Consider the following 26,871-nt stretch of genomic DNA (forward strand, 5'->3'; position numbering starts at 1 on the left):
GCCGAACTCACACCCCACAACCACGAAAATCCTGTCCACACAGTCCAACAGCTGCCGGCCGAGTCTCACCGTCTCCTCCCCGGAAGCCGCGGGTTTGTGTGTGGATCGGGAGGGTTTGACGGCAAAGGTGGAAGGGACCTTCGTGACGACCCTGTCCTTGCAGATGGGGCAGGAAACCAGTGCCTCTTCCATCTGTTTTTCATACGACAGGCTGTCCTTGAACCATCCTTCGAAAAGATGCCCCCGGGAACATTGCAAATCATATACGATCATCTGTGATTACCTCTTGTTACACGATTGTACCTGATAATGGTTCAATTACCATAACGGTTGATATTTTCAAAGAGTTTATTGACGGCGTCTTTTTTTTTGGCGTATGTATAAGCCCTTTAAAACGCCTTCTCCGGCAGACGCCGGATTTTAACCGATAGACGTACTGGAGCTGGTTTGCGGATGAAAAAAATTCTAACGATCGGAATATGCCTTCTGGTGTTTTCAGCGGCCGCGCAAGCTGAGAAAATGTATGTCAACGACACGATCCGGATCACGATTCGAACCGGTCCGGGGATCAACTATAAGGTCATCGGCGAAGCGGAATCCGGGCAGGAGATGGACGTTCGGGGAAGCCGGGACGGCTGGAGTCGGGTCAGGCTTTCGGACGGCCGGGAAGGTTGGGTGATCTCCCGGTTTCTCATTCGGAACTCATCCAGGAATAAACAGCTCACAGCCCTTCAGGAGGCCCACGACACGCTTGCGGCCGAGGTGGATGCCTTGAAGCAGGAGAATGAGCGATTGAAGGAAGAGAACCAGCGGCTCGATCTTTTGTCGGGGGAGAGTCGCCGGACTTTGGAGGAAATAACCCATTCCTACGACGTTCTGAAAACGGAATCCAGGGATTTCCTGAAGGTCAAGGCGGCGTATGAAGCCGCCGCCGAGGGTTTGGAGGAGCAGAAGAGGATGACGGACCAGTTGAAGGCCAGGACGGAAGACCAGGAGTGGCAAAAAAATGCCGCTTTTTTTGTCGGCGGTGGTGTTCTGGTGCTGCTGGGATTTTTTGTCGGGGCGCTGAGCCGGGGCGACAGCCGGCGGCGATCGTCCCTCTTATAGGGGCCCGCTCGAGCTTCAGGAGTCAATGGCGTCGGGGTGATTTCATAAGCCCTCAAGCCGTTGCATCAGGACTCCGGTCTTCCGCCGCGATCCTTCAGTCGACATCATGAAAGGCGGCGGTTGAAACAGGGAACCATTCCGTTTCCGCGGGCGCCTGCCGGATGGACGCCGTGCGTTGACATCCGGGAATTTGGCATTAATTTAGATCAGTGTTCGGCAGGGGTTTTATTTTGCATTCAGACATCAATTACGAGGTCAGAAATCAGGATGTTCGATGACGACAAAACGGGATTACTATGAGATCCTGGGCGTAAGCCGGGATGCGCGTGACAGTGAGATCAAGAGCAAATATCGCAAACTCGCGATGAAGTTCCATCCGGACCGGAATCCGGACGATAAAGCCGCGGAAGAACAGTTCAAGGAGGCGGCGGAAGCCTACGAGGTGCTTCGGGATCCCCAGAAACGGAGCATATACGATCAATACGGTCATCAGGGCCTGGAAGGGCAGGGTTTTTCCGGGTTCGGCGGTTTTGATGATATCTTCTCCAGTTTTGGGGATATTTTCGAGGATTTTTTCGGGTTTGGATCGGGTCGGCGTTCGAGCGGCCGAGGCCGCCGGGGCAATGACCTTCGCTATGATATGAAGCTCTCCTTCATGGAGGCCGCTTTCGGCACGGAGACGCAGATCGATGTCGAAAAGCTGGCCAACTGCCCGAGTTGCGGGGGAAGCGGATGCGCATCGGGAACTTACCCCGAAGCCTGCCCCCACTGCGGCGGCTCCGGTCAGATCTCCCGCTCACAAGGTTTTTTTACGGTGCGGACGACGTGCCCTCATTGCCGGGGCAACGGCCGGATCATCACCCATCCCTGCGACAATTGCCAGGGCGGCGGCAAGGTTCGGGTCACCAAGAAGGTGTCCGTAAAGATACCCGCCGGGGTGGACAACGGTTCACGACTTCGGCTGAGCGGCGAGGGGGGGGCGGGGGAGAACGGCGGCCCGCCGGGTGACCTTTATGTCTTCATCCACGTCAGTCCCCACGAATTTTTCGAGCGGCACAACGCCGTCGACGTGGTCTGCCAGATCCCCATCTCCTTCATCCAGGCGGCTCTGGGCGACAAGGTCAGGGTGCCGACCCTCCAGGGAGAGAAGACATTGGTGATTCCCAAGGGAACCCAGCCGGGGGAGATATTCCGGTTTCACGGCGAGGGCATTCCTTCCCTGAAAAACGGCCGGCGAGGAGATCAGATCATCCAGGTGGATGTCAAGACGCCGACGAACCTGAGCCGGAAGCAGGAGGCCCTTTTGCGGGATTTTGCCAAACTCGAAGAGGGGAAATTTACCAACAAACTGAAAAATATCCTGAAGGGCAGCCAGGCTGGAGCGGCGAGATAACCGGGGGATATGGAGCAGCGCATGTTTGAGTTGAAGATTCTGACCCGTTTTGCCGCCGCCCACCAGCTCAGGATGGTGGGGCAGAAATGTGAAAATCTCCACGGACACAACTGGAAGGTCGAGGTCTGTGTCGGCGGCGAGCATCTGAACGAAGCGGGCGTTCTAATGGACTTCGGGGACGTCAAGCGCCATGTCGCCGACATCATCCGGGAAATCGATCATAAATTTCTCAATGAGCTGGAATTCTTTCAGCGCGTGGAACAACCCTCCTCCGAAAGAATCGCCGTCCACATCGCCCAGGAGCTGCAAAAGCGCCTCGATACGCCGGGCGTCAGGGTTACCCGGGTCAGCGCCTGGGAGTCCGATGACGCCTGCGCAACCTACATTCTTCCCTGAACGCCGTTCATCCGAACCCCCTGGTTCACCTGCAGGTTGAGCCGGGGGGCAGGTTTATTGGAGCCGCGTAATCAATCGCTTTGATTGGGGAAGCCAGTCCGGGCGAGCCGGAGGACGTATGTGGGGTCGGGCCTGGCAGGGCAGCGGTCAGGCGGTCCGCCATTGACGGACGAGTTCGTCCCGGGTGACGACGGCCGTAACCTCCGGAACGTGTTTCCGAATATTTTCCAGCCCGCCTTCCTGCCGGTCGACGAGAATGACGGCTTTCACGACGCATAGCCCTTCGCTTCGGGCCCGTTCGATGGCTTTGATGGTGGACCCCCCGGTGGTGGCGACGTCGTCAATGACGGCCACCCGCTCCCCTGGCGCCATATCTCCCTCGATCCATCGGATGATGCCGTGATCCTTTTGTTCCTTTCGAATGGAAAAAGCCTTGATGGGCTGTCCGTTCAGGCCGGATGCGAACGCCGTTGCAACGGCGATGGGGTCCGCCCCGAAGGTAAGCCCTCCGATGCCCGTCACGTTCGCGTCCTTGACGGCTTCGAAAACGAGGTGGCCGATCAGGAACATCCCACGAGGATCCATCGTTGTGGGCTTGCAGTTGACGTAGAAGCTGCTCATCCGCCCGGATACCAGTTTGAATATGGGTTCTTCACTGTATTTGAAGGATTTTCGACATAAGAGTTCAATCAGTTCGTGTTTCATCGGAAAGCATACCTTGATCGGCAAAAGGGATCGAATCCGACGGCAAGTCGGATCGATCGGTGAATAACATCTTGATTTTAGCGTCTTCATCAGATAAAAAAGCCTCCACTGTTGTGGAAGAAGCGTGATAATGGGATACAGTGGAGGCTTGGCGCGAGGAAAACTGGAAACAGCACTCCCCGGACATGTCAACCCCATACCAGTTAACATCGCAGGGGTCAATTCAAAAGCACCGGATCGGAGAGGATCCGCCTTGACGGCTTACGAATCGAAGAGTGCCATCATACAGATGTACCGCGTTACCAAGCGATACGGCGCCAAGAGTGCGCTTGTCGATATCTCCCTGGATATCGCCGACAATGAGTTCCTCTTTCTCAGCGGACCCAGCGGCGCCGGGAAAACCACCCTTCTGAAGCTGCTTTATCTTGGTGAAACGGCGTCGGAAGGTCAAATCATCGTGGACGGCCTGAACCTGTCTCGAATCTCCAGAAGGCGCGTGCCGTTCCTCCGCCGGAAATTCGGCATCATTTTCCAGGATTACAAGCTGATTCCCACCAAGAACGTCTACGACAACGTTGCTTTGGTCGTCGAAGCGGTCGGCGTGGAGCGCCGTTCCATCAAAAAGATGGTCAACAGCCTCCTCAGGACGGTGAAAATGGCGGACCGCAGCCGGGCTTTCCCCCCCAGCCTCTCCGGTGGAGAACAACAGCGGGTGGCCGTAGCCCGCGCCATTGCCGGAAATCCAAAAATCATCGTCGCCGACGAGCCGACCGGAAGTCTCGATGCCGACTCGGCACGGGTGATTCTGAATCTTCTCAAGCTCTATCATCGGCGGGGGGGGACGGTTATCATCGCGACCCACGACACGGAACTGATCCGAAACACGGGCGGCCGGGTGATTCTTCTCAACGACGGCTATCTCGAAGTGTCAACCGTCATTCCGAAGCAACAACTATGATCTATTTTGCGAAGAAAGTGATCAAGGATCTGAAGGGCAATCTCTTTCTCAATGCCGTTACCCTGACGAGCATTGCCTTGTCCGTTCTGATCTTCAGCGCCTTCAACCTCTTTTTTCTCAATGCCGGCGCTCTGGTGAACCGATGGGTCGAGGATACCCGGATTCTGGTTTACCTGAAGAAGGACTTGCCGGCGGAAGCCGTTGCGGGACTGGGAAAGACCCTATCCGCCGTTCCCGACGTGAGGGAGGTCACGTTCGTGTCCCGAAAGCAAGCCCTCGAGCGCTTTCGAGTCCAGTTGGGAGAGCAGGCATCCCTGCTGGACGGCATTACGGAGAACCCGCTGCCGGACAGCTATGAGGTCCTGGTGGGGGTACGTTCCTGGAACTGGGATCACATCGATCCTATTGCGGAGAAAATCCGCGTGTTGGACGGTGTGGCGGAGGTCGAATACGGCCGGGAATGGCTGGGACGGTTTGTCAGCATCCTCGATCTGTTCCGATTGACCCTTTACGGCATGGGCGGCCTGTTTTTTACGGCGGTGGTATTTTTCGTGGCCAATACCATCCGGCTTGTTCTCTATTCCCGGCGGGAAGAGATCGAGATCATGCGGTTGGTCGGTGCATCGGAGCGGTTCATCAAATATCCTTTCTATGTCCAGAGTCTGCTGCTGGGGGCCGTGGGCGGCCTTGTGGGTATCGGGGTGTTGTTCGAACTCTATCGGCTGTTGGTCGCCAATGTGGGAACGGTCGTGGTCTCGTCGTTATTCGAGATGCGCTTTCTGCCGGTCCAAACCCTTTTCATCATCCTTTTGGGAAGCGCACTTGTCGGGTGGTTGGGATGTTATATCTCCCTCAGAAAGTTCTTACGCTCCTGACCGCTGCGGGCATTCTGCCGATGGTCGCTCTTGCCGCCTGGGTTGTCCTCGCCGTAGGACATATGCCCGCGCACGGAGAGGAGGGGCCGCCGCGGAAACTGGAGCACCTCAAAGAGCGCCGCAGCGAAACGCAACAGCAGATGGAGGAGCGTCAAAGGGACATCCGAACCTTCAGCCGGGAGGAAAAGGACGTCATTGACAGCCTGAACGAAATCGATCTGTCCATTGACGCAGCACGCAAGCGTATTGCAGGAGCGCAAAAGGAGTTGCAGACGCTGGAGGATGAAATTTCAGGGGTTCTGGCAAAGTCCGAGAGCGTGAAAGCCGCGCTTCATGCCCGAAAAACCCATGCGGACGAAAGAATGGTCAGCCTCTATAAGCTCAACCGCCTCGGTCGGATGCAGGTTCTGGCCGGAGCCGATTCCCTTACGGATTTTTTGAGGCGAAGAAACGCCCTGGCCCACATCCTGGAAGAGGATCGGGCGACCCTGGCGGATTACAAGGAACGCCGGACGGCCCTCTCTGAGTTGAGCGAACGCCTGGACCGTCAAAGAGCCCGGCGGGCGACCGTGAAGGAAACGTACAGCCGGGAACTGGCGGATATGGAACACCGTCGAACTCAGAGGGCCGCTTTACTGCGGGAGATTCGCGACCGGAAAGCCCTGAGAGAGGCAAGCCTGGCAGCCCTGCGGCGACAGGCTGCGGCGCTGGATGAAAAGATTGCGTCCTTTCGGATCGAAAAGCCGAAAAAAGCGCCTTCGACCGGTAATGCGCCGGCGGGTTTCGCACGGTTAAAGGGCTTGCTTAAACTGCCGGTTGAAGGTAGAATTATAAGTTCTTTCGGGCCGTACCGAAATAAAGAATACGGTGTTATGAATTTCCAGAGCGGCATCGATATCCAGGCCGACAGAGGTGCGCCCATCCGTTCGGTCCATGGCGGGCGTGTCATTTTTTCGAACTGGTTCAAAGGGTACGGCAACATGATCATCATCGACCACGAGGACCATTACTACACACTTTATGCGCACGCCGAAGAGCTGTTCAAACGTAAGGGGGATCCCGTCCATGCGGACGAGGTGATCGGAACGGTCGGCGACAGCGGCGCCGTCGGCGATCCTGTCCTCCATTTTGAGGTGCGCCATCATGGAAAACCGGTCGACCCTATGACGTGGTTGAACAAAGGATAACACAAAGGAGTCAATCAATGCCTCGATACACCAAACGGTTTGCCAAACCCTGTCTCATCCTCTTCGTCATGATTTTTTCGTGGCTTGGATCGGTGGGATTCCCGGAACTGTCGGCCGGCGATGAGGAGACCTACAAGGGACTCAAAATATTTTCGGACGTTATCGATCTTATCGAAAAGAACTATGTCGATCCCGTCGACAGCAAGGACTTGATCCAGAAGGCTATTCAAGGCATGGTTGGGAGCCTGGATCCGCATTCCCAACTCCTTCCTCCTGAGGCCTTCGAGGAACTTCAGATCGATACCCGGGGGGAATTCGGCGGTATCGGTATCGTGATCACCATGCAGAAGGGGCTTCTGACCGTGATCTCCCCCATCGAGGGAACCCCTGCGTATAAGGCCGGAATCCGGGCAGGAGACGTCATTATCAAAGTCGACGGCGAGTCGACAAAGGATATGATGCTCTGGGAGGCGGTCAAAAAGATGCGGGGCCCCAAGGGTGAATCGGTGGCCATCACCATCTTTCGGGAAGGGGAGGCGAACCCCATGGATTTTACGCTGGTCCGGGATATCATTCCCATCGAAAGCGTTCGCCACCTGGCCCTTCAGCCGGGATTCGGTTATATCCGCATCACCAATTTTCAGGAAAATACCACAGGCGATCTGACCGCCGCTCTTACGGATCTGGAAGGGGGGAAAACCCCTATGAAAGGGTTGGTGCTGGATTTGAGAGACAATCCCGGCGGGCTTCTCAACGAGGCCGTGGACGTATCGGATGTTTTCCTCGAAAAAGGTAATATCGTCTCCATCAAGGGGCGTCTCGAGAAGCACACCAAGAACTTCGACGCCAAACCCAATCGAAACCGGCATGACTATCCCATCGTCGTCCTGATCAACGGCGGCAGCGCCAGCGCCTCCGAGATCGTGGCGGGCGCGCTGCAGGACCACCATCGAGCGGTGATTCTCGGGACCACCTCCTTTGGCAAGGGGTCCGTCCAGACGGTCGAATCCCTTCGGGACGGATACGGGCTCAAATTCACCATTGCCAGATACTACACCCCCAGCGGGCGATCCATTCAAGCCCAGGGCATTGTGCCCGACATCGAGGTCAGGGAACGCCTGATCGCGGAAGACACCCTGGCGGAGAGCGAGCGGATGCTGAAGGAGAGAGACCTCAAAAATCATCTGGACGCCGAACCGTTCCCGGACATGTCGGTACCCGTCTCTCCTGAAAAGGACGCGAAAGAGAAAGAGTCCGGGAAAGAACAGAGTACAGAGAGCCGATACGGCCCTTTGGACCTCAAAGGCCTTCAAACCGACAACCAGGTGATGCGGGCTCTCGAAATCCTGAAGGGCTACCAGATTCTGGCGGAAACCCGCGGATAGGATCCGGGAATCCGGGCGGTGTTTCCGCGCCCGGATCATCGCGTCGGGCCGGCAGGATCCCAAGAGGGGATCCTGCCGGCCCGTTTTTTTCTTTACTACACTGTCAATCATGATTATGTTAAACAGTTATCTATAAAAAAGCATGGCAGCAACAGAGACCCAACCATATTCCGCGGAGCGAACTATGAAAGATGAAACTATTGAGTATTTCAGGGAATTTCTAACCAGTCGGCTCCAGGAACTTCTGAATCGTGCAGACCATACCGTGACCGGGATGACGCATCAGAAAGAGAATTTTCCGGACCCGACGGATCGAGCGTCCCTCGAATCCGATCGCAATTTCATGCTTCGCATTCGTGACAGGGAAAACAAGCTTATCAAAAAGATCAAGAAGGCCCTGGATCGGATAGAGGACGGCACTTTCGGTATCTGTGAAAGCTGCGGGGAGGATATCTCCATCGAGCGTCTCAAGGCCCGGCCGGTGACCACCCTGTGTATCGAGTGCAAGACCCGCCAGGAGGCGATGGAGAAAGCACTTGGACTGTAAGGGTGACGTCATGGTGGATCTTCATGTTCATTCCACGGCTTCGGACGGCACCCATACGCCTGCCGAGCTCATTTTACGGGCTGAAGCGATCGGATTGAAAGCCTTCGCCATCACGGACCACGATACGGTAGCCGGTGCGAGAGCGGCGGCGGCGGCAGGCATCCCCGCATCGATGCACTTTTTCACGGGGGTCGAGATCAGTGCGGCGTTCCCCCGGTTCTACCCCGCCCGCGGCAGTTTCCACGTGTTGGGTTACGGTATGCGCCTTGACGACCCGGCAATGGAAAATGCCCTGGCCCTCCTTCGAACGGCGCGCAGGAACCGGAACCCCGACATGGTGGAGCGGCTGCGTAATCTGGGAATGGACATCTCCATGGACGAACTCCATGCCGATGCGGGAAATGTTCAGGTGGGAAGACCCCATATCGCCAGGTTGATGATCCGCAAAGGATATGTCAAGACCTTTGACGAAGCTTTCGATCGGTACATCGGCGCCGGACGACCGGCCTATGTCGACAAATATCGCATCGAATGCGAAACGGCGATTGGTCTGATCCGTAATGCCGGCGGTATCGCGGTGCTGGCCCACCCGGGCCTCCTACCCCCCGCGGACGGCCTTGACTTCGAGGAATTGGTGCGCGGATTGACCGACCTGGGCCTCGGGGGGATCGAGGTGTATTATCCGTCCCATTCTCCGGCGGAGACGGCCTTGTACCGGAAAACGGCGGAGCGTTTCGGCCTGGTCGCGACGGGAGGTACCGACTACCACGGGGCTATCTCGCCGGGCATCGATCTGGGCGTCGGTGACGGAACATTTTCGGTCCCCTGTGAAGTTCACGAAAAACTGTCCCGGGCGTTGGGGCGGATCTGCCGAGAGACGCTGCCGATCGAAAGATGATGAAACTGTCAAAACTGGAATACAAGATAGACTATCGGTTCAAGAATAAAGATCTGCTCGAGGAGGCCTGCCGGCACAGCTCTTTTGTCAATGAACAGCCGGAAACGCATACCCCGGGAATGTCCATGAGAGACAACGAGCGCCTGGAGTTTCTGGGGGATGCCGTTCTCAACCTGGTGGTGGGGCATATGCTGATGGACCGGTATCCCGAGATGCCTGAAGGAGATCTTTCCCGAATGCGTGCCCATCTCGTCAACGAGTCGGAGTTGGCGAGCGTGGCCAGGGAGATCGACCTGGGAGATTTTCTCTTGTTGGGCAAAGGCGAGAGCCAAAGCAACGGCCGGGAAAAGAAATCGATTCTGGCCGACGCCTTCGAGGCTGTCATCGCAGCCATTTATCTGGACGGCGGATTTGACGCGGCCTTCCACTTTGTCCGGGGGCGGTTTTCCGCAAAGGTTCTGGGCACGACGGCGCCGGTGTCGAGGGCCGACTACAAAAGCCGTCTTCAGGAGATTGTTCAGACGACCCACAAGGTCATGCCGACCTATCAGGTGATTGGGGAAAGCGGTCCGGATCACGATAAAACCTTTGCCGTCAGGATCACGGTCTGCGACCTGGAGGCCGAGGGTGTCGGCAAGAGCAAAAAAACGGCTGAACAGGATGCGGCGCGGCGGATCTTGAAGCTGCTGGAAAATTGTTGTCCCCCGAGATGATGTCAGGGAACACCGATCTTCCGTCCGCACCCCAAAAACCTTTCATCATTCCGGTTTTCCTTCCCCATGCCGGATGTCCTCACCGGTGCGCCTTCTGCAATCAATCGGAAATCACCCAATCATCGGGCAGTGTCCCATCATCCGCGGCGGTGGGTTCGCGGATAGCGACTTTCCTGAACTACAAAGGCGGCGGTCGGGGAGAGGTTCAGGTCGCCTTTTACGGCGGAAATTTTCTCGGCCTTACCGTCTCGGAAATCCAGCGGCTGCTTGCGGCGACGGAACCGTTTTTCCGCGAGGGGTCCGTCCACGGGATTCGCTGTTCGACCCGACCGGATACGATAACCCCTGACCGCCTCGATCTCCTGTCGATGGTTCCCGTCAGTGCCGTCGAGCTCGGGGTTCAGTCCATGGATGACCGCATATTGGCCCGGGTCCGCCGGGGCCACACGGCGGCGGATACCCGAGAGGCTGTTCGACAGCTGAAATCCCGCCGCCTGAAGGTCGGCCTTCAAACGATGGTCGGTTTGCCCGGGGACACATCTGAAACCGCCATGGAAACCGCCCGGGCGATCGTCGATCTCGCACCGGACTTCGTTCGGATTTATCCCACGGTGGTGTTGAAAAACAGTCTTCTGGCCCATTGGTACCGCCAGGGTCGGTACGTTCCGCTTTCCATGGAAGAGGCTGTATCCCTCGTCGCTCACCTCCATGCCCTTTTTTCCCGGCACGGGATTCCGGTGATCCGCATGGGGCTTCAGGCATCCTCGACCCTGGACGACGCCGAGACGATCCTGGCAGGGCCCTATCATCCCGCCTTCGGACATCTGGTCCTGTCGAAGCTTTTTCTGTCCTGCGCCGTAAGGCTTCTGGACAAGGCGGTCCAACCTTCAGCCCCCGTGGCCATCCATGTGCATCCCCGGAATATTTCGAAGATGCGGGGTCTTGGGAACAAGAATATTGAAATTTTAAAAGAACTGTTTCATATTGATACATTGGGGATCGTTCCCGACTCCGACATGGCGATGACCGCCGTCAGGGCCGTGCAAGGCGGTTTCAGCGACGAGAGAGCCATCGACGATGAAGGGGTGGGGCAATGACGATGCATTATATCCGGAATTTGGCGAACCTGGAGGGATGTCATGTCAGAAAACAACAACTATGATCTGGTGATCGTCGGCGGAGGACCGGGGGGGTTGTCGGCCGGGATTTACGCCATGCGTGCAGCCTTGAAAACAATCCTTGTGGAGAAGGGGCTTGCCGGCGGACAGGTGACCATGTCGGACGAGGTGGAAAACTACCCGGGATTTTCCCATATCAGCGGTGCGGATCTCTCCATGAAATTTGCCGACCATGCCAGGGCTTGCGATCTGGAAACGGCCGCCGACGAGGTGACGGCCGTCGAGCCGGGTCTGGAACACCACACGGTTCGGCTGGCATCGGGAACGGTGCTGAAGAGTCACGCGGTGATTCTCGCCACCGGGGGAACGCCCCGCAAACTGGCGATCCCCGGGGAGGATGATTATTACGGCAGGGGCGTTTCCTACTGTGCCGTCTGCGACGGTTTCTTTTTCAGAAACAAGACCGTCGTCGTCGTGGGCGGCGGGGATACGGCCACGGAAGAGGCGCTTTATCTGGCCAAAATCGCCAAAAAGGTCTACATCGCCCACCGTCGGGATACATTCCGGGCCAGCATGATCCTCCAGCAGCGGGTCGAGGCCGACTGTAACATCGAGGTTCTCTGGAATACGGTTCTGACACGGATCAATGCCGACGACTCGGGGGTCCGCGGTGTCGGGCTGAAAGACTCCCGGACGGGAGAGACCCGTTCCATGGATGTGGACGGTGTGTTTATCTTCATCGGGTTCGATCCCAACAACGACCTCGTGCCGGCGGGCATAAAAAAGAATGCCGACGGCTACGTCGTTACCGACGAGAAATGTGAAACCCAGATTCCCGGTATTTTCGCCATCGGGGATCTCCGGGAAAAGTATGCCCGTCAGATCGTCGTGTCGGCCGCGGACGGTTGCATTGCAGCCCTGGCGGCGGCTCATTTCGTCGAGACGCGGCGCTCCGTTCCGGATACCTGTGAAATTCCCGCGGATCTGCTCGAGTGACGTGACACGCTTTCCCGGGTGAGCGGTTGTACCCGAACGTCGGGATACCCGCGATCGGATGATTTGGGTTTGACATCCCATTGACGGCTCATTATGATTCTTTTTATCATCTCAACTTTCGACTTTCATGATGGTAACCGGAAAGCGGTGCCGGGAGGATACGGCCCGGGCCCCTTTAGCGGCACTTGAACGAAACCGCGCAGGGCGCGGGCCGTATCCTCCCGGCACCGGCCTATGAAAGTCGAAAGTTGAGTTATCATGTCGACGAATGCCGGAAATCCCGATCACAGCGCGTCGCAAAGCATCGGGGCTCCGTATTCGATCCTTACGACAACACTCTTGCAACACGGGGACGCGGGATGCTGATATACGATGATATTTATTCCTGGGAGGGATGGGGCGGACGATTGAAGCTCGGCAGCGGCCAATGTCGACTGAGAATATTCGATCTCGACAAGGACGGCGGGCGTCGGATTGCCCACTTGAAGCCCATCATCGTTGTTGTTTCGGATATTCCCCGTGAACCCTCGTGGACTCCGAACCAGATGTCGGTCAAGAGCTGCGCCAGCCATATCGCTACCAAGGTGGTTCGGGAATTCGGTATCGACCCCGAGCGGATGGTCTGGGTCGAATACTACGAAGCACCCTCCAAAGACGAGAATCTTCGCTATCCCGGCAGCGATCGTTTCGACGAAGCCGTGTTTGTCTGGCGGGAGGAAGGCGCCCTCCAGGGCGGATGGAAACCCTTGTCTCCCGCGTTGACGGACCTGGTCAGGAAACTGTTGGCGGATGCCGCCGACCCAACGGAAAGAGAGGCCTGATATGGAAGAACGTAGCGGTATCGTGACCATGAAGGGAAATCCCGTAACCCTCCTGGGAAGGGAGATCAAGGCAGGCGACCCTGCACCGGATGTCGAACTGACGGCCACGGATCTTTCGTCCGTCAAGCTTTCCGCATACAGAGGGAAAGTGTGTGTCATCTCTTCGGTGCCTTCCCTCGACACGCCCGTATGCGACATGGAGACGCGCCGTTTCAACACGGAAGCCGCAGCCCTGGGGGAAGACGTGGCGATGCTCACCGTCAGCATGGACCTTCCCTTTGCCCAGAGCCGCTGGTGCGGCGCCGCCGGCGTCGATCGGGTGGTGACCCTCTCCGACCACCGGACGGCGGAGTTCGGTCTGGCCTACGGTGTCCTGATCAAGGGCATCCGGCTTCTGGCCAGGGCTGTTTTCGTCGTGGACCGGGAAGGGGTGGTCCGCTATGTCGAGACCGTGGGTGAGATCGCCGATGAACCCGATTATGCGGCGGCCGTCGCCGCCGTCAGGAAACTGGTATAGGCGCATTGTGCGGATCGACCCGGCAGAGGAGAGGAAAATCATGAAGCGATGGGGAGGATGGTTTGCGATGATCGCCGTGGTGTTCCTGGCCGTTCCGGCCATGGCCGCCATGACCGTGAAGCTGGGGGTGGTGACCAAACCCGGCTCTGCCCAGAACATTGCCGCCGAAAAATTCAAGGCTCTGGTGGACGAGCGCACCAACGGCGAGGTGACGGTGAAAGTCTTCCATAGCGCGTCCCTGGGAAACGAGACGGAGATTCTGCAGCAGATTCAGATGGGTACGGTGGAGATGGGGGTGATCACCAGCGGTGTCTTCGATACCTTCGACCCTATCGTCCGGGTCATCGATTATCCGTTTCTGTTCAGGGACGATGCCCAGGCCGACGCCGTTCTGGACGGTCCTCTGGGAGCGGAGATATTGACGGGACTCGAGGCATCCGGTTTCAAGGGACTCTGTTTCTCGGAGAACGGCTTCAGGAACCTCACCAACAGCAAGCGACCGGTCAGGACCGCCGCCGATGTTTCCGGACTCAAGATCCGGGTCATGGACTCCGCCCTCCACAATGCTATCTGGCAGTCCATGGGCGCCAATCCCACCCCCATGCCCTGGCCCATCTACACCGAACTGGAGCAGGGGGTCATCGACGGACAGGAGAACCCTCTCTGGGTTCTGGAGGTCTACCGGTTTCATGAGATCCAGAAATACCTGACGCTGACCCGCCATGTCTACTCGCCCCATATCGCCGTGGCGTCCCTCTCCTGGTGGAACCGCCTGGCCCCCGAGATGCAGAGCCTGCTGCAGACCGCCATGAAGGCGGCGGCCGTTTTCCAGCGGGCGGACAACCGGGCCAGGGACGCCGATCGTCTCCGGATGCTCGAGGAGGAGGGGATGCAGATCGAGAAGCGTCCGGACATCGCCTCTTTTCGGGAAAAGACGGACGTGATGCGGGAGATGAATCTCTATCAGGATCCCCGGGTGAAATCCCTGTTGGCCCGGATGCTGGCGGCCACCCGATGACGCGGTTCGGGATCGCCCGTTTGCGGTGATGCCGTGATGAACGTGCTGGAAACCGCAAGCCGACGCCTGAACCGAGGCGTCGAGGGGTGTCTGGCCGTCATGGGGCTGACGATGACCAGCGTCGTGGCGGCTCAGGTATTTTCCCGATACGTGTTGAATCAGTCTCTTTTCTGGTCGGAGGAACTGGCGCGGTACCTCCTGGTGTGGCTCACTTTTCTGGGCGCCTCCTCGGCCTATCGCCGAGGAATGCACCCCGGCGTGGATGTTCTGTATGTCCGGATGTCGCCGGGTTTGCGGAAGGCAGCCCTCATTGTGGTCCACGGGGCTTCCATGGCCCTTTTCGGCGTCATGATCGTGTTCGGCTGCCGGTTCGCCTATTTTGTCCGCCTTCAGATTTCTCCGGCCCTCTTTCTGCCCAAATGGATCCTTTTCGCCGTCATTCCCCTGAGCGGCGCCATTCTCATGGTCCATGCCCTGGCGCGTCTTGCCGGAGACGTTAAGCCCCGGGCGTCCGAATGACCGCTCAACTCCTCATCCTGTCCCTCTTGTTTCTCTTTGTCATCAATGCGCCGATTGCCGTGGCCATCGGTGTGTCGTCCATCATCGCCATCCTCGTGCAGGGGGATGTTTCTCTCATGATGGTGGTCCAGCGGATGTTCGGCGGGACGGATTCCTTCCATCTCATGGCGGTGCCGCTCTTCATGTATGCAGGGGTCATCATGGAGGCGGGGGGCATCAGCAGACGGATCATCGATTTCGCCAACGCCCTCGTGGGATGGCTTCCCGGCGGGCTTGCGGCGGTGGCCGTGGTGTCGGCCATGTTTTTTGCGGGGATATCGGGATCGGCGGCGGCCGACGCGGCCGCCGTGGGTGCGGTCATGATACCGGCCATGAAGAAATCGGGCTACGATTCGGATTTCGCGGCGGCGGTTCAGGCCTCGGGCGGCGCCATTGGTGTCGTGATTCCGCCGTCGATTCCCATGATCGTCTTCGGGTTCCTGACCGGTGCGTCCATCAGCCGGCTTTTTGCGGCGGGTATCCTGCCGGGGGTGCTGATCGGCGTTTCCCTGATCGTCGTTGCTACGCTGATCTCGCGCCGACGGGGATACGGCGCCGTCTCAAGGTTTTCCTTGACCGAGGTCCTGCGAACCTTTCGGCGGGCCTTTCTGGCGCTGGGGACGCCCCTGATCATTCTGGGGGGAATCCTCTTCGGTATTTTCACCGCGACGGAATCCGCCGCTGTCGCCGTCGTCTATGCCCTGTTCGTGGGGATGGTTGTTTACCGGAATATCCGGCCCCGGGATCTCTTCACCCTTTTCCGGGACGGTTCGCTCACCGCATCCATCGTGATGTTCATCATCGCCGCGGCATCCGTTTTCAGCTGGATCGCCGCCATCGAAGAGGTACCCGCGCGCCTTTCCTCGGGCCTTCTCTCCCTGACGGACGACCCGGTGCTCCTGCTCCTGCTGATCAATCTCGTGCTGCTCACGGCCGGGACGTTCGTCGAGACCACGGCGGCCCTGATCCTGCTGGTGCCCATGATCACGGCCATGCTGCCAGACCTCGGCGTCGACCTTGTCCATCTGGGGGCCATTGTGGTCACCAACCTGGCCATCGGCATGCTGACGCCTCCCATGGGGATCTGCCTCATCGTCTCGGGATCCATATCGGGGGACGCCATAACGGCCGTCAGTCGCCGGGTGCTGCCGTTTCTGGCGATTCTGATCGCCGATCTGATGGTCATCACCTTTTTCCCGCCGCTCACCATGTGGCTGTCCGGGCTCGTCACGAAATAGCCATCCGGCCCCGATGCCGCTCCGGGGTCAGGCCGAAGGCGCGCCGCCGTGACCTCGGCGCTTCTTATCCCCTAAAGCTTGCGGCCTTCAGCCTTTTTCGGGGTCCAGGCGGCTGTCGAGGGCAAGATAGTCCCGGACATACTCCCGGACGGCCTCCTCCAGGGGCGTGCAGGCATGGGTACAGCCGGCCTCGCGGAGCCGTGACAGGTCCGCGCAGGTGTGGTACTGGTATTTTCCCCTGAGGGATTCGGGCATGGGAACGTATTCGATGTTCACCGGTTTTCCGGCTGCGGAAAAGAGGGCACGGGCCACGTCGTTCCAGGATCGGGCCGTCCCCGTGCCGATATTGAAGATGCCGTTGACCTCGGGATGATCGAGAAAAAAGAGAGTCATGGCCGCGGCGTCGGCCACATAGATGAAGTCCCGGACCTGCTCGCCGTCCCCGTAATCCCTTCGATAAGACTTGAAAAGCCGGATCCTGCCGTTGTCCCGGACATCGGGATAGGCCTTGTTGACGACGCTCCGCATGTCCCCCTTGTGGTATTCGTTGGGGCCGTATACGTTGAAGTATTTGAGGCCGACCATGTGGTCCAGCCAGCCCTTGCGCCGCGCCAGGAGGTCGAAGAGGTGCTTCGAATACCCGTACATGTTGAGGGGGCGGAGCCGGTGGAGGGTCGCCGCGTCGTCTTTGTAGCCCTGTTCTCCCGCACCGTAGGTTGCCGCGCTGGAGGCATAGATGAAGCGGCAGTCCCGATGGATGGTCTGCCATTGGGCGATGCGGGCCGTGTAGCGATAGTTGTTCTCCATGAGAAAATCGGCGTTGCGCTCGGTGGTGGACGAGCAGGCGCCCAGGTGGAAAATTGCCCGGATATCGTTTCCAAAGGCGTTTGTTTCGAGTTTTTCGATGAAGTCGCTCCGGTCGAGGTAGTCGAGATACCTCAAGGGCACCAGGTTCTTCCATTTTTCCGATTCGCCCAGGTGGTCGACGATGAGAAGGTCGTCGATGCCCCGGCGGTTGAGCCGGCAGGCAATGGCGCTTCCGATGAATCCAGCGCCGCCGGTGATAACGATCATGATGTCGTCCTTTTGCTGAGGGGTTCGTATTGATAGGCTGAAGACTGAAGGCTGAAGGCTGAAGGGGTGCGCCCGCCGCAAGCGGGGCTGTGTCCACCCCTTCAGCCTTCAGTCTTCAGCCTATAGCCTCATTTTGCGGAGAGATGGGCCACGGCCTTTTCCAGGCCGTCTATGGAGAGTTCGAACATAGGAAAGATCCGGGCGATCATGGTGATGGTGCGGGTGTAACCCCACATCCTTTCCGGTACGGGATTGAGCCACACCGATCGGGGAAAGATTTCGGTCAGGAACCGGAGCTGCTCAATGCTCGGCTTCCCGCTCCGCTCCTCCAGATGGATCGATCCGTCGGCGGTCATGAGTTCATAAGGGGCCATGCTTGCATCCCCGACGACGATAAAACGGGTTTCCGGATCGAACCGGGCAAAATCCGCCACGCGCCGGGGCTTCCGGTATCGCGCCGGGTCCGACCAGACGTTGTCGTATATGGTGTTGTGAAAAAAATAGGTCGAGAGCTCCTTGAACTGGGCCCGGGCATAGTTGAAGAGGGTCTGGACCACCGGAATGTAGGAATCCATGGACCAGCCGCCGTTGTCGATGGCCAGGATGACCTTGAGACGGTCCCTGAGGCTCTGCTCGAACACGATCTCGATCTCGCCCGCGTTTTTCATGGTCTGGTAGAGGGTCTCGTCCACATTGACCTGGTCCCTGGGCCCCGCCGGCACCAGGTTCCGGAGCCGCTTCAGGGCTTCACCCATCATGGCCTGGGTCAGGGGGCCTTCCAGGGAGTAATCCTTGTACCGGCGGTCCATGGCCACCTTTACGGCGGAACGGTTTCGGGAAACCCCGCCCACCCGCATGCCGCCGGGATGGTATCCCGAATGGCCGACAGGAGACCTGCCGCCGGTGCCGATCCACTTGCTGCCGCCGTGATGCGCCCCTGTCTGCTCCTTGAGTCGCTCCTTGAAGTATTCGATCAGTTCGTCGGGGGAGAGCCGGCTCAGTGTCGACTCATCCTCGCCAAAGGCTCCGGCCAGCTCCCTCGGGTTCTTCAACCACTGTTCGAGGAGAAGCCGGGCGACTTCGTCGAGGTCGAAGCCTTCGGTATCGGGCAGGTCGGCGCCCTGGAAGTGGTGAGCGAAGACCTGGTCGAAGATGTCGAAATACCGTTCGCTCTTGACCAGAATCGCCCGGGAGGCCGTATAGAAGTCGTTAAGGGAAAGGATCAGCCCGCCGGCGAGCGCCTTGTGCAGGGTCAGAAATGCCGTTGGACTGACGGGAATCCCGGAACGTCTCAGCAGATAAAAGAAATCGATGAACATGGGCGTCCTAAAAGAGTTTCCGACGGCTGGTGAAGTTGAGGGCCCGCTGGTAGTCTCCGCTTTTCTTGAACAGAACCCCCAGGTAGGGAATCTCGCCTTTCTGCAGCTTTTTCGGCGTGAAGTCCGGATCGGCCTTGAGGGCCCGTATCCAGTTGATGAGTTCCCGGGTCGCCGGCTTTTTCTCGACGGCATCCAACTCCCGCAGGCCATAGAAGGCGGTGATGGCCCCCTCCAGGAGGTTCTCCTCGAGCCCGGGAAAATGCACCGAGATGATCTTGCGCATCATCTTCGGGTCCGGAAAGGCGATGTGATGGAAATTGCATCGGCCCAGAAACGGATCGGACAGATCCTTCTTGGCGTTGGACGTGATGATGATGACCGGCCTGTGGCGGGTCTGGACGGTCTTGTCGATCTCCATGATGTCGAAGGCCATCTGGTCGAGGACGTCGAGCATGTCGTCCTGGAAGTCGGTGTCGGCCTTGTCGATCTCGTCGATGAGCAGAACCGTCCGCCGGTCGGCCGTGAAGGCCTGACCGATCCTGCCCATGGTGATGTACTCCTCGATGTTGCTGACGTCCCGCCGGGAGTCCCCGAAACGGCTGTCGTTGAGCCGGGTGAGGGTGTCGTACTGGTAGAGGGCGTTCACCAGCTTCATGCTCGATTTGACGTTCAGGACGATGAGCGGCATGTGGAGGCTCTCGGCGATGGCGTGGGCGAGCATGGTCTTGCCCGTTCCGGGTTCCCCCTTCAGCAGCAGGGGCATCTCGAGTGCCATGGAAATGTTGACGATGCTCGCCAGTTCATCATCCAGTACGTAGCGGTTGGCACCGCTGAATTTAAGTCCGTTGTGTGTCATCGATCCACCTCGATTCCTCTTATTCGTCTGGAAACCGTCCGTGTCAAATCGAGGACGCGGACGGCATGTTCACGGCTCAGGGAGCCGGTGCCGCAGCTTGGCGTAATGAGGGTCTGGGACAGGATGCGCTCCCGGTCGAAGCCCAGCTTCCGGACCTGGGCGGCCTGGTCTTCCCACCGGGCCGCGAGGGCGTCACCGGTTTCGTTCGCCACGGCCTCGCTGGTGGGGACGATTCCCCAGGCGATGATCCGTCCCGCCTCCAGAAACCGTCGGACGGCCTCCCCGTAAAGGATGAACCGATCGAAATAGGTATAGGCGTCGAAATTGACGATGTCGATCGGCGTGTCGATAATCAGGTCCCACTCGGTATTGGCGCAGACGTGAATACCGGCAAGGCCGCCTTCGGCGTGGACGGCGTCGATGACCTCGCCCAGAGCCGCGGCCACGTCCGCCTTGGAGATGCTGATGAATTCCGATGATCCGAACCCGGCCAGAGCCGGTTCGTCGATGAACAGGATGACGGGTCGGCCGAAACGGGAGAGCTGCCGGATCTGCCATCGGGCGTTTTCTGCCAGGAGCTTGACGGCGGCGTCCCGGACGGATTCATCGTAAAACACGGCCCGTCCGGCTTGATCCTTGACGGCGGTGGTGAAGGTGATGGGGCCGGTAACCTGGCCCTTCAGGGCGACGGGCGGAGTTTTGAGGGCCGCGACATGGTCCATGAAGACGTAGAAGCCCCGGGCCATATCCGGCGTAAGCGCGAACCGTGATCCGTCGAGGGTTGCGCCCCCGTCGGTGACGGCCAGATAGTCTTCGTAGAAAGCGGCAAGGTCGGCGGCAAAATTCCCGGCGGACGTGTCGATGCACGTCCGGCCTTCCACCGTCGCGAGTCCCGGAAGCCCCGGCATGAACTGGGCGATCATTCCTTCCTTGGGAAAGACCGGCAACTGCACCCAGAGGGGGATTTCGGGCGTGTGGCGAAACACCAGGCGGGCCGCCGCTTCGTGGTCGTCCAGAGGAAGGCTGCCGATGAGCACCGGAAGCCCCCCCGGCCGAAATGTTTCTTCCATGGTTTCTGTCACCTTTCTGTCGTTTTCGCTCGTAAAGCGGCTGTGTCGCTCTTTTATCAAATCCATTAAGATTACCATTCGATCGGGGATTTGACAATATAGAATAATTGACACCCGACAAGGGCGGTGGTATGTTTTGAATGTGTAGCGGATACATGGCCGGTTTGCCGTGAATAATTTTTGCCGGGTGAGGTTATGATGGCCGATATCATCTCTCTGGAAAACAAGTTCCAGGAGGCGCGGGAAAAGAAGGTGGCCGCTGACCGAAAGCGTAAGCTTCAGGCCGTCCGGGCGGTCCTGCAGGAGGCCAAGGGGATTCTCACCTGCGAAAAATGTCATCAGGAACTCGATGACGAGGCGGCGCATCGGGAGCGTGATCTTAGGGTGCCGTACGTTTTCTGCGACAGTTGCGCGGAGGAGTATGTCGACTATATCGAACGGCTCCAGGGAAGAGGAGACCAGACCTGCTACTGGCGCAACCGTCAATGGTTCGATGTCTGGCGGCGGTGGATCGATTACCGGGGCACCATTGACACCTATCTGCAGTCGAAGGAATTCAGACAGCTTCTGGAAGAGCTGAAACAGGTCGGGCCTTTTGAATAGGAGGAGTTAATCTATGTTTGGAATTGGCATGCCGGAACTTATTATTATCCTGGTGATTATCCTGATCATCTTCGGCGCCGGCAAATTGCCGGAAATCGGCGCCGGGATGGGGAAGGCCATTCGCAATTTTAAATCCGCCACATCCGAATCCGGCAAAAAAGAGGACGAACCGGAAAAACTCGAGGACAAGAACGACCCGTCCTGATCCCTTCTCTGAAACATCTTTTTCGTTCAATACAGTGTAATGAGATCCGGTTGAAGCCGGAAGGCTGCAAAGGCGCGCTCGCGGCAAACGGCGTTCTGATCCCTTGTGGGGCCGGATCGACGAAAGTGGGTAGTGGGTATCGGCGACCGATCTTCGGATCGGTCGCACTTTCCCGCCGGTTTATGGGGGCGACGGCTGTTCAGGCGTCGAGGTTGACGATGACGCGGCCTTTCTGACCGCCTTTGAGGATGATGTCGATGTTTTCATCCAGATCGGCAAGGGGGATCTCCCGGACCATCCGGTCGAGGTTTGCCGGCCGCCATTCCGCCGCCAGTTTGTTCCACACCCGGACCCGGGTGTCCATGGGGCAGTTCTGGGAATCGATGCCGATGAGCCTGACGCCCCTCAGGATGAAGGGGAACACGGTGATGGAGAGCTTTGGCGAGGCGACGTTGCCGCAGCAGGTCACGGTGCCGTGGAGGTCCGTCGATTTGATGGCCGTGGCCAGAATTTCCCCGCCGACCGTGTCGACCACACCGGCCCACCGTCCCTTGAGCAGCGGTTTTTCGCTGGTGTCGAGGGACGCTGATCTGGAGATGATATCCCGGGCCCCGATAGCTTTCAGGAAGTCCGCCGCATCGGTTTTTCCCGTGGCGGCGGTCACCGAATAGCCCAGCCTGGCCAGCATTGCCACCGAAAGGCTCCCGACGCCGCCCGTCGCGCCGGTGACCAGAATCTCTCCCCGGTCCGGCGAAACGCCATGGGTGAGGTAATGGATAGAGAGGCCCGCCGTAAATCCGGCGGTTCCGAAGGCCATGCTTTCCCGGAGGCTCAGCCCGTCGGGCCGAGGGACCACCCATGCGGCCGGCACCCGGATATACTGGCCGAATCCGCCCGGCGTATTCATGCCGAGGTCATAGCTGGTGACGATGACCTCGTCCCCCGCCTTTACGGCGTCCACTCGGCTCTCCTCGACGGTTCCCGCCGCGTCGATGCCCGGCGTGTGGGGGTATTTGCGGGTGACGCCCCGGTTCCCGACGGCCGAGAGGGCGTCCTTGTAGTTGAGGGATGAATACCTGACTCTGATCAGGACATCTCCGTCGGGCAGATCATCCGTGGTTCGCTCGATGATGGTCCGTTTGAACCGGTTTCGTTCGATCTCTTCCACCCACATCGCCTTGAATCGTTTCTGTGTCATGCCGTCCGCCTTTCGTCTATTCCCCCAGGTAGGCTTTCCGAATTTCCGGGTTGTGTATCAGGGTTTCAGCCCGGTCCTCCATGATGATGCGGCCGGTTTCCAGCACATAACCTCGCTGGGCCGTCTGAAGGGCCAGGTTGGCGTTCTGTTCCACCAGAAGGATTGTGGTGCCCTGGGTCTTGTTGATGTCATCGATGATATCGAAGATCTTTTGAACGATCAGGGGCGCCAGCCCCAGCGAGGGCTCGTCAAGGAGCAGCACCTGGGGGCGGCTCATCAGCGCCCGTCCAATGGCGAGCATCTGTTGCTCCCCACCCGAAAGGGTTCCGCCGTGTTGGCGCCGCCGGTCCTTGAGAATCGGAAACAGGCCGTAAACCGTATCGAGGTCTTTTTCGATCTCCTCGGTGTCGTGCCGGTAAAAAGCGCCCAGAGCGAGATTCTCGTCGACAGTGAGGCGCGGGAAGATGCGTCGGCCTTCCGGCACCTGGCAGAGTCCCATGGGCGGCAGCTTTTCAGGGGGCATGCCCTGGATGGAGCGGCCCTTGAACCGGATCTCCCCCCGGTCGATGGGCAGGATGCCGCAGATGGCCATGAGAGTGGTCGATTTTCCGGCGCCGTTGGCACCGATCATGGCGACGATCTCTCCTGGAAACACCTTGATGGAAATCCCCTTGAGGGCCTGAATCCGGCCGTAGCTCGTCACGATGTCGTTGAGTTGCAGTATCGGTTCCACGGCGTTTTATCCCTCCCTGTCCTCGGATCGCGTGCCCATCCTCTTGGCGGGAATCAGGCCGGCGGGCCGGAAGAGCATCATCACCACCATTGCCAGACCGAAGGCCAGCATGCGGTAGGTTTCAAACTCCCGGAAGACTTCCGGCAGGACGATCAGGGCGGCGGCCCCCAGCATGATGCCGGGAATGGAGGCCATCCCCCCCAGGACGACCATGCTCAGCACCATGGCCGACTCGATGAACGTGAAGCTTTCCGGGCTGACGAAGCGCATTCGGGCGCAGAAAAACGCGCCGGCCAGCCCTGCGAAAAGCGCTCCCATGGCGTAGGCCAGCAGCTTGAGAATGAAGGTGTTGACGCCCATCAGCTCCGCGGCGGTCTCGTCCTCCCGGATCGACTCCCAGGCCCTTCCGATCCGGGAATGGTTGAGTCGCCGGACGGCCGTGATCGTCAGGATCGCCAGGCCCAGAGCGATGTAATAGAGATATTGCAGTTTTTTGATGTAAAGGAGTTCAAAACTGAAACCGGCCTCGAAACTCGGGACATAGATGGACGGCGGCTTGATGCCGAGGAGTCCGTTGGGACCGTTGGTCAGGGTCATCCAGTTGTTGAGGATGATACGAACGATTTCACCAAAACCCAGGGTTACGATGGCCAGGTAGTCGCCCCGCATCCTGAGGGTCGGGTAGCCGATGATGCAACCGGCGATGCAGGCGAGGGCCGCCGCGATGGGCAGACAGATCCAGAAGGAGAGGCCGTAATGGAGGTTGAGCAGGGCGTAGGTGTAGGCCCCAACCCCGTAAAAGGCGATGTAGCCGAGATCGAGCATGCCGGCGAGCCCCACGACGATGTTGAGCCCCAGCCCCAGGCAGATGTAGATCAGCACGTTTGTGGCCACGTCCTGGGCGTACCGGCCGGTGAAAAGGGGATAGAGGCAGGCCGCCGCCAACAATGCCCCGATCCATACCCATACGGGAACGGCGCCGATGAGTCGGGACGCCTTTTCCCGAGGTGCCGACAGGGCATTGCCCACGGGCCGGAGAAGGCCGCTTTTGTTCAGGATGTAAATCAGGAGGCAGAGGAAGGAGCCGGCGGCGATGTAAAGCCAGGTGGTGAACGTCCTGTCGAAGGAGAGGGTTCCGTCCGGGTGGATGCCGAGAAGCGGCCACAGGAGCCCCAGGAGCCACAAGAGGCCGATGGCGTAATTTTTCAGGGTTTTCCTATACTCGTGTATCATCGATATTCTCGCCCATGATTCCCGTTGGCTTGAAGTAAAGCACGGCGATCAGAATGATAAAGGCAAACACGTCCTTGTACTGACCGGAGATGTAACCCGCACCGAAAATTTCCACCATCCCGATGATGAGCCCGCCCAGCATGGCGCCCGTGATGTTGCCGATCCCGCCCAGCACGGCGGCGGCAAAGGCTTTGATACCGGGCAGAAACCCCATGTCGTAGCGCACGGACCCGTAATAGAGGCCCACCATGACCCCGGCTGCGGCCGCGAGCCCCGCGCCGATGGCAAATGTCAGGGATATGATCCGGTTGCTGCTGATGGAGACGAGAGAGGACATGATCTTGTCCTGGGCCGTGGCCCGCATGGCGATGCCGATCTTGGTCCTGAAGACCAACAGGTTGAGCCCGATCAGCAGCACCACCGTCATGGCCAGGATCATGATGCGCAGGTAGCTGATGGTGACCCCTCCCAGGTCGAATCCGCCCTGGAAGAGTTCGCTGGGGTAGGCCTTGTCGTAGACGCCTTGCGTCAGCATCAGGGCGTTGCTGAGGAAAATGGACATACCCAGGGCCGAGAGGAGCACCGCCAGCCTCGGTTGACGGCGAAGGGGCTTGTAGGCCACCTTCTCGACGCCGACGGCGAGAAAGGCGCAATATCCCATGGTCAGGGCGAAGGCGCCGATAAGACAGAGGATGGGATGGGTTTCCAGATATCCCCTCCCCGTGAAATAGCCGAGGAGAATAACGCCCACATAGCCCCCTGCGGCAAAGAGCTCGCCGTGGGCGAAATTGATCAGCTGGATCACGCCGTATACCATGGTGTATCCGAGAGCGATCAGGGCATACAGCCCCCCCAGGGTGAGGCCGTTAATCAGCTGCTGAAAAAAATAGTCCATAGATTCGCTTTTCAAACTCGGTTCAGGGTGAAGCATGAACGGGCGGCCGCTCCGCCGAAGGACGGCGGCGCGGCCGCGTTGATGCGCTTTTTACTTGAGCAGCCCTTTCTGGGGATCCCAATAAGGGACGAATTTGCCGTTTTCGATCTTGAAGGCGATGTAGGTGGATCCGGAATCGCCGTTTTCCCTGAACTTGATGCGTTTGGAGGCGCCGTTGAAATCCATCTTCATGATCTCGGCCTTGAGCTTGGCGGGATCGGTGGAGCCGGCCGCCTTGATGGCCTTGAGGAGAACCGTCGCGGCGTCATAGGCATAGGTGGCATAGGCGGCGATGGGTCCGTACTTGGGAACATAGATGTTTTCAAAGGCTTTGTACTCCGGGGTGTTGGGGTCGGTGTACCCATAGGTGAGGTAGATGCCTTCGGCGGCTTCCTTGGCCACCTCCATGAACTTCGGCTGGAACATGGCGTCCTGGGTCACGAGTGTGGAGGAAACCCCCATGCGCTTGGCCTGAATCGCCATGAGCGCGCCCGGAGAGTAGCCCTGCAGGGACATGTATACGATGTCGGCGTTGATGTCCTTGGCCTTGGTCAGCACCGCCGAAAAATCCTTGTCGCCCTGGTTTACGTGGTCGTGACCCAGCACCTCGATGCCGACGTCCTTGCAGGCCTTCTCGATGCCGTCGGCCAACCCCTGACTGTATGTGGTTTTGTCGTCGATGATAAAGATGGTCTTGGCGCCCAGGGACTCTTTCATGAATTTTGCCGATGCGGGGGCCTGGTCGTCATCCCGTCCGCAGAGCCGGAACATATAAGGAAGGCCGCGATCGGTCACCATCTCGTTGGTGGAGGCAGGGGTCAGCATGGGAATGTCTTCCTCGGCCAATGTCTCCGATGCGGGGATGGTGGAGGAGGAGCAGTAGGCGCCGATGACGCCGACGACCTCCAGGTTGATCAGCTTGTTGGCGGCGGCGACCGCCTGCTTCGGGTCACAGGCCGTATCCTGGGCGAAGAGCTCGATTTTGTCGTATCCGGGGATGCCCCCTTCCTTTTCGAAAACTTCGATGGCAGTGAGAACACCGTTCTTGATGTCCGTGCCGTCCGAGGCATAGGGCCCGGTCAGGGGACTCATGGAGCCGATTTTCAGGGTTTTTGCAGCAGCGCCGCTCAGAATGAACGGTACTAAAACGCATCCCCATACCAGTGCCTTCAATAGTTTTTTCTTCATTCTCGATACCCTCCTTGGTGATTGTTGA

The 26,871-nt window shown here is 58.7% G+C and carries 30 protein-coding genes; 19 read left to right on the top strand and 11 right to left on the bottom strand.

Annotated features, from left to right (window positions below):
* The coding region (locus tag AB7S84_RS07390) for a DUF1178 family protein (protein WP_428153697.1) at positions 1-273 on the bottom strand (273 nt) is incomplete at its 3' end.
* Between the two features lie 180 nt (positions 274-453).
* Here AB7S84_RS07390 and AB7S84_RS07395 point away from each other — a divergent pair.
* From AB7S84_RS07395 to queD, 3 genes are all read left to right on the top strand, one after another.
* Positions 454-1,107, top strand: coding sequence for a TIGR04211 family SH3 domain-containing protein (locus AB7S84_RS07395; protein ID WP_020876108.1), 654 nt, complete (start codon positions 454-456; stop codon positions 1,105-1,107).
* Between the two features lie 274 nt (positions 1,108-1,381).
* Positions 1,382-2,500, top strand: a complete 1,119-nt coding sequence (gene dnaJ / locus AB7S84_RS07400; protein WP_428153700.1) for a molecular chaperone DnaJ — start codon at positions 1,382-1,384, stop codon at positions 2,498-2,500.
* Between the two features lie 21 nt (positions 2,501-2,521).
* Entirely contained in the window at positions 2,522-2,896 is a 375-nt protein-coding gene (gene queD, locus AB7S84_RS07405; protein ID WP_020876110.1) for a 6-carboxytetrahydropterin synthase QueD, read from the top strand.
* 147 nt (positions 2,897-3,043) lie between these two features.
* On the opposite strand, the gene pyrE is transcribed toward queD, so the two are convergent.
* Positions 3,044-3,601 carry an orotate phosphoribosyltransferase gene (gene pyrE / locus AB7S84_RS07410; protein ID WP_040414638.1) on the bottom strand — a complete coding sequence of 186 codons (558 nt, stop codon included), beginning with the start codon at positions 3,599-3,601 and terminating at the stop codon, positions 3,044-3,046.
* Positions 3,602-3,731: 130 nt separating this feature from the next.
* Between pyrE and AB7S84_RS07415 the strand changes: the two genes are divergently transcribed.
* The 14 genes from AB7S84_RS07415 (at position 3,732) to AB7S84_RS07480 (ending at position 16,430) form a co-directional block, all read left to right on the top strand.
* Positions 3,732-4,559 (top strand): cell division ATP-binding protein FtsE, encoded by an 828-nt coding sequence (locus tag AB7S84_RS07415; RefSeq protein WP_020876112.1) that lies wholly within the window; start codon positions 3,732-3,734, stop codon positions 4,557-4,559.
* Positions 4,556-5,434 (top strand): permease-like cell division protein FtsX, encoded by an 879-nt coding sequence (gene ftsX, locus AB7S84_RS07420; protein ID WP_020876113.1) that lies wholly within the window; start codon positions 4,556-4,558, stop codon positions 5,432-5,434. Before AB7S84_RS07415 ends, ftsX begins: the two co-directional genes overlap by 4 nt.
* Positions 5,398-6,621: a murein hydrolase activator EnvC family protein gene (locus AB7S84_RS07425; protein ID WP_428153704.1), complete on the top strand. Its 1,224-nt coding sequence runs from the start codon at positions 5,398-5,400 to the stop codon at positions 6,619-6,621. The genes ftsX and AB7S84_RS07425 overlap by 37 nt, the downstream gene beginning before the upstream one ends.
* A 17-nt stretch (positions 6,622-6,638) precedes the next feature.
* Positions 6,639-8,006 (top strand): S41 family peptidase, encoded by a 1,368-nt coding sequence (locus AB7S84_RS07430; RefSeq protein ID WP_020876115.1) that lies wholly within the window; start codon positions 6,639-6,641, stop codon positions 8,004-8,006.
* A 184-nt stretch (positions 8,007-8,190) separates the two neighbouring features.
* Positions 8,191-8,553 carry an RNA polymerase-binding protein DksA gene (gene dksA, locus AB7S84_RS07435; protein ID WP_020876116.1) on the top strand — a complete coding sequence of 121 codons (363 nt, stop codon included), beginning with the start codon at positions 8,191-8,193 and terminating at the stop codon, positions 8,551-8,553.
* On the top strand, positions 8,543-9,451 hold the full coding sequence (locus AB7S84_RS07440) for a PHP domain-containing protein (RefSeq protein WP_234979192.1): 909 nt from the start codon (positions 8,543-8,545) through the stop codon (positions 9,449-9,451). The genes dksA and AB7S84_RS07440 overlap by 11 nt, the downstream gene beginning before the upstream one ends.
* Positions 9,448-10,164 carry a ribonuclease III gene (gene rnc, locus AB7S84_RS07445; protein WP_020876118.1) on the top strand — a complete coding sequence of 239 codons (717 nt, stop codon included), beginning with the start codon at positions 9,448-9,450 and terminating at the stop codon, positions 10,162-10,164. The genes AB7S84_RS07440 and rnc overlap by 4 nt, the downstream gene beginning before the upstream one ends.
* A complete protein-coding gene (locus tag AB7S84_RS07450) occupies positions 10,164-11,261 on the top strand; it encodes an elongator complex protein 3 (protein WP_428153737.1) in 1,098 nt (365 codons plus the stop codon). The genes rnc and AB7S84_RS07450 overlap by 1 nt, the downstream gene beginning before the upstream one ends.
* A gap of 42 nt (positions 11,262-11,303) precedes the next feature.
* Positions 11,304-12,278, top strand: a complete 975-nt coding sequence (gene trxB / locus AB7S84_RS07455) for a thioredoxin-disulfide reductase (RefSeq protein WP_020876120.1) — start codon at positions 11,304-11,306, stop codon at positions 12,276-12,278.
* A gap of 359 nt (positions 12,279-12,637) precedes the next feature.
* Complete coding sequence (locus AB7S84_RS07460; RefSeq protein WP_428153709.1) at positions 12,638-13,099, top strand: hypothetical protein; 462 nt, start codon at positions 12,638-12,640, stop codon at positions 13,097-13,099.
* Position 13,100: 1 nt separating this feature from the next.
* Positions 13,101-13,616, top strand: coding sequence for a thiol peroxidase (gene tpx, locus AB7S84_RS07465; protein ID WP_020876122.1), 516 nt, complete (start codon positions 13,101-13,103; stop codon positions 13,614-13,616).
* A 40-nt stretch (positions 13,617-13,656) separates the two neighbouring features.
* Positions 13,657-14,634 (top strand): TRAP transporter substrate-binding protein, encoded by a 978-nt coding sequence (locus AB7S84_RS07470; RefSeq protein ID WP_020876123.1) that lies wholly within the window; start codon positions 13,657-13,659, stop codon positions 14,632-14,634.
* Positions 14,635-14,670: 36 nt separating this feature from the next.
* Positions 14,671-15,153, top strand: a complete 483-nt coding sequence (locus tag AB7S84_RS07475) for a TRAP transporter small permease (protein ID WP_020876124.1) — start codon at positions 14,671-14,673, stop codon at positions 15,151-15,153.
* On the top strand, positions 15,150-16,430 hold the full coding sequence (locus AB7S84_RS07480) for a TRAP transporter large permease (protein ID WP_020876125.1): 1,281 nt from the start codon (positions 15,150-15,152) through the stop codon (positions 16,428-16,430). Before AB7S84_RS07475 ends, AB7S84_RS07480 begins: the two co-directional genes overlap by 4 nt.
* A gap of 87 nt (positions 16,431-16,517) precedes the next feature.
* Here AB7S84_RS07480 and rfaD read toward each other — a convergent pair whose 3' ends face one another.
* The 4 genes from rfaD to AB7S84_RS07500 form a co-directional block, all read right to left on the bottom strand.
* On the bottom strand, positions 16,518-17,504 hold the full coding sequence (gene rfaD, locus AB7S84_RS07485; protein ID WP_428153713.1) for an ADP-glyceromanno-heptose 6-epimerase: 987 nt from the start codon (positions 17,502-17,504) through the stop codon (positions 16,518-16,520).
* A gap of 128 nt (positions 17,505-17,632) precedes the next feature.
* Positions 17,633-18,823, bottom strand: a complete 1,191-nt coding sequence (locus tag AB7S84_RS07490; protein WP_428153715.1) for a vWA domain-containing protein — start codon at positions 18,821-18,823, stop codon at positions 17,633-17,635.
* Between the two features lie 7 nt (positions 18,824-18,830).
* Positions 18,831-19,679: an AAA family ATPase gene (locus AB7S84_RS07495; RefSeq protein WP_020876128.1), complete on the bottom strand. Its 849-nt coding sequence runs from the start codon at positions 19,677-19,679 to the stop codon at positions 18,831-18,833.
* Complete coding sequence (locus AB7S84_RS07500) at positions 19,676-20,749, bottom strand: hypothetical protein (RefSeq protein WP_428153717.1); 1,074 nt, start codon at positions 20,747-20,749, stop codon at positions 19,676-19,678. The genes AB7S84_RS07495 and AB7S84_RS07500 overlap by 4 nt, the downstream gene beginning before the upstream one ends.
* A gap of 195 nt (positions 20,750-20,944) precedes the next feature.
* On the opposite strand from AB7S84_RS07500, the gene AB7S84_RS07505 reads away from it, so the two are divergent.
* Both AB7S84_RS07505 and AB7S84_RS07510 read left to right on the top strand, forming a co-directional pair.
* Positions 20,945-21,352, top strand: a complete 408-nt coding sequence (locus AB7S84_RS07505) for a hypothetical protein (RefSeq protein WP_040414639.1) — start codon at positions 20,945-20,947, stop codon at positions 21,350-21,352.
* 13 nt (positions 21,353-21,365) lie between these two features.
* Complete coding sequence (locus AB7S84_RS07510; RefSeq protein ID WP_020876131.1) at positions 21,366-21,557, top strand: twin-arginine translocase TatA/TatE family subunit; 192 nt, start codon at positions 21,366-21,368, stop codon at positions 21,555-21,557.
* A 199-nt stretch (positions 21,558-21,756) separates the two neighbouring features.
* Here the strand turns inward: AB7S84_RS07510 and AB7S84_RS07515 are convergent, their stop codons facing one another.
* The 5 genes from AB7S84_RS07515 to AB7S84_RS07535 all read right to left on the bottom strand — a co-directional run bounded on the left by AB7S84_RS07515 (position 21,757) and on the right by AB7S84_RS07535 (position 26,843).
* Positions 21,757-22,755: a YhdH/YhfP family quinone oxidoreductase gene (locus AB7S84_RS07515; protein WP_428153720.1), complete on the bottom strand. Its 999-nt coding sequence runs from the start codon at positions 22,753-22,755 to the stop codon at positions 21,757-21,759.
* Between the two features lie 16 nt (positions 22,756-22,771).
* Positions 22,772-23,479, bottom strand: coding sequence for an ABC transporter ATP-binding protein (locus AB7S84_RS07520; RefSeq protein ID WP_211276029.1), 708 nt, complete (start codon positions 23,477-23,479; stop codon positions 22,772-22,774).
* Between the two features lie 15 nt (positions 23,480-23,494).
* Positions 23,495-24,721 carry a high-affinity branched-chain amino acid ABC transporter permease LivM gene (gene livM, locus AB7S84_RS07525; RefSeq protein WP_020876134.1) on the bottom strand — a complete coding sequence of 409 codons (1,227 nt, stop codon included), beginning with the start codon at positions 24,719-24,721 and terminating at the stop codon, positions 23,495-23,497.
* Positions 24,705-25,616, bottom strand: coding sequence for a branched-chain amino acid ABC transporter permease (locus AB7S84_RS07530; protein WP_040414641.1), 912 nt, complete (start codon positions 25,614-25,616; stop codon positions 24,705-24,707). The genes livM and AB7S84_RS07530 overlap by 17 nt, the downstream gene beginning before the upstream one ends.
* Before the next feature lie 90 nt (positions 25,617-25,706).
* Positions 25,707-26,843: a branched-chain amino acid ABC transporter substrate-binding protein gene (locus AB7S84_RS07535; RefSeq protein ID WP_428153723.1), complete on the bottom strand. Its 1,137-nt coding sequence runs from the start codon at positions 26,841-26,843 to the stop codon at positions 25,707-25,709.
* Positions 26,844-26,871 lie beyond the last annotated feature (28 nt).

Source organism: Desulfococcus sp. (genome assembly GCF_050178255.1).
GTDB lineage: Bacteria > Desulfobacterota > Desulfobacteria > Desulfobacterales > Desulfococcaceae > Desulfococcus > Desulfococcus multivorans.

Excerpts from the sequence above, each read along its gene's own strand:
- AB7S84_RS07395 (WP_020876108.1), top strand. The coding sequence starts at position 454 with ATGAAAAAAATTCTAACGATCGGAATATGCCTTCTGGTGTTTTCAGCG.
- dnaJ (WP_428153700.1), top strand. The coding sequence starts at position 1,382 with ATGACGACAAAACGGGATTACTATGAGATCCTGGGCGTAAGCCGGGAT.
- queD (WP_020876110.1), top strand. The coding sequence starts at position 2,522 with ATGTTTGAGTTGAAGATTCTGACCCGTTTTGCCGCCGCCCACCAGCTC.
- pyrE (WP_040414638.1), bottom strand. The coding sequence starts at position 3,601 with ATGAAACACGAACTGATTGAACTCTTATGTCGAAAATCCTTCAAATAC.
- AB7S84_RS07415 (WP_020876112.1), top strand. The coding sequence starts at position 3,732 with ATGGGATACAGTGGAGGCTTGGCGCGAGGAAAACTGGAAACAGCACTC.
- ftsX (WP_020876113.1), top strand. The coding sequence starts at position 4,556 with ATGATCTATTTTGCGAAGAAAGTGATCAAGGATCTGAAGGGCAATCTC.
- AB7S84_RS07425 (WP_428153704.1), top strand. The coding sequence starts at position 5,398 with ATGTTATATCTCCCTCAGAAAGTTCTTACGCTCCTGACCGCTGCGGGC.
- AB7S84_RS07430 (WP_020876115.1), top strand. The coding sequence starts at position 6,639 with ATGCCTCGATACACCAAACGGTTTGCCAAACCCTGTCTCATCCTCTTC.
- dksA (WP_020876116.1), top strand. The coding sequence starts at position 8,191 with ATGAAAGATGAAACTATTGAGTATTTCAGGGAATTTCTAACCAGTCGG.
- rnc (WP_020876118.1), top strand. The coding sequence starts at position 9,448 with ATGATGAAACTGTCAAAACTGGAATACAAGATAGACTATCGGTTCAAG.
- AB7S84_RS07450 (WP_428153737.1), top strand. The coding sequence starts at position 10,164 with ATGTCAGGGAACACCGATCTTCCGTCCGCACCCCAAAAACCTTTCATC.
- trxB (WP_020876120.1), top strand. The coding sequence starts at position 11,304 with ATGTCAGAAAACAACAACTATGATCTGGTGATCGTCGGCGGAGGACCG.
- AB7S84_RS07460 (WP_428153709.1), top strand. The coding sequence starts at position 12,638 with ATGCTGATATACGATGATATTTATTCCTGGGAGGGATGGGGCGGACGA.
- tpx (WP_020876122.1), top strand. The coding sequence starts at position 13,101 with ATGGAAGAACGTAGCGGTATCGTGACCATGAAGGGAAATCCCGTAACC.
- AB7S84_RS07470 (WP_020876123.1), top strand. The coding sequence starts at position 13,657 with ATGAAGCGATGGGGAGGATGGTTTGCGATGATCGCCGTGGTGTTCCTG.
- AB7S84_RS07475 (WP_020876124.1), top strand. The coding sequence starts at position 14,671 with ATGAACGTGCTGGAAACCGCAAGCCGACGCCTGAACCGAGGCGTCGAG.
- AB7S84_RS07480 (WP_020876125.1), top strand. The coding sequence starts at position 15,150 with ATGACCGCTCAACTCCTCATCCTGTCCCTCTTGTTTCTCTTTGTCATC.
- rfaD (WP_428153713.1), bottom strand. The coding sequence starts at position 17,504 with ATGATCGTTATCACCGGCGGCGCTGGATTCATCGGAAGCGCCATTGCC.
- AB7S84_RS07490 (WP_428153715.1), bottom strand. The coding sequence starts at position 18,823 with ATGTTCATCGATTTCTTTTATCTGCTGAGACGTTCCGGGATTCCCGTC.
- AB7S84_RS07495 (WP_020876128.1), bottom strand. The coding sequence starts at position 19,679 with ATGACACACAACGGACTTAAATTCAGCGGTGCCAACCGCTACGTACTG.
- AB7S84_RS07500 (WP_428153717.1), bottom strand. The coding sequence starts at position 20,749 with ATGGAAGAAACATTTCGGCCGGGGGGGCTTCCGGTGCTCATCGGCAGC.
- AB7S84_RS07505 (WP_040414639.1), top strand. The coding sequence starts at position 20,945 with ATGATGGCCGATATCATCTCTCTGGAAAACAAGTTCCAGGAGGCGCGG.
- AB7S84_RS07510 (WP_020876131.1), top strand. The coding sequence starts at position 21,366 with ATGTTTGGAATTGGCATGCCGGAACTTATTATTATCCTGGTGATTATC.
- AB7S84_RS07515 (WP_428153720.1), bottom strand. The coding sequence starts at position 22,755 with ATGACACAGAAACGATTCAAGGCGATGTGGGTGGAAGAGATCGAACGA.
- livM (WP_020876134.1), bottom strand. The coding sequence starts at position 24,721 with ATGATACACGAGTATAGGAAAACCCTGAAAAATTACGCCATCGGCCTC.
- AB7S84_RS07530 (WP_040414641.1), bottom strand. The coding sequence starts at position 25,616 with ATGGACTATTTTTTTCAGCAGCTGATTAACGGCCTCACCCTGGGGGGG.
- AB7S84_RS07535 (WP_428153723.1), bottom strand. The coding sequence starts at position 26,843 with ATGAAGAAAAAACTATTGAAGGCACTGGTATGGGGATGCGTTTTAGTA.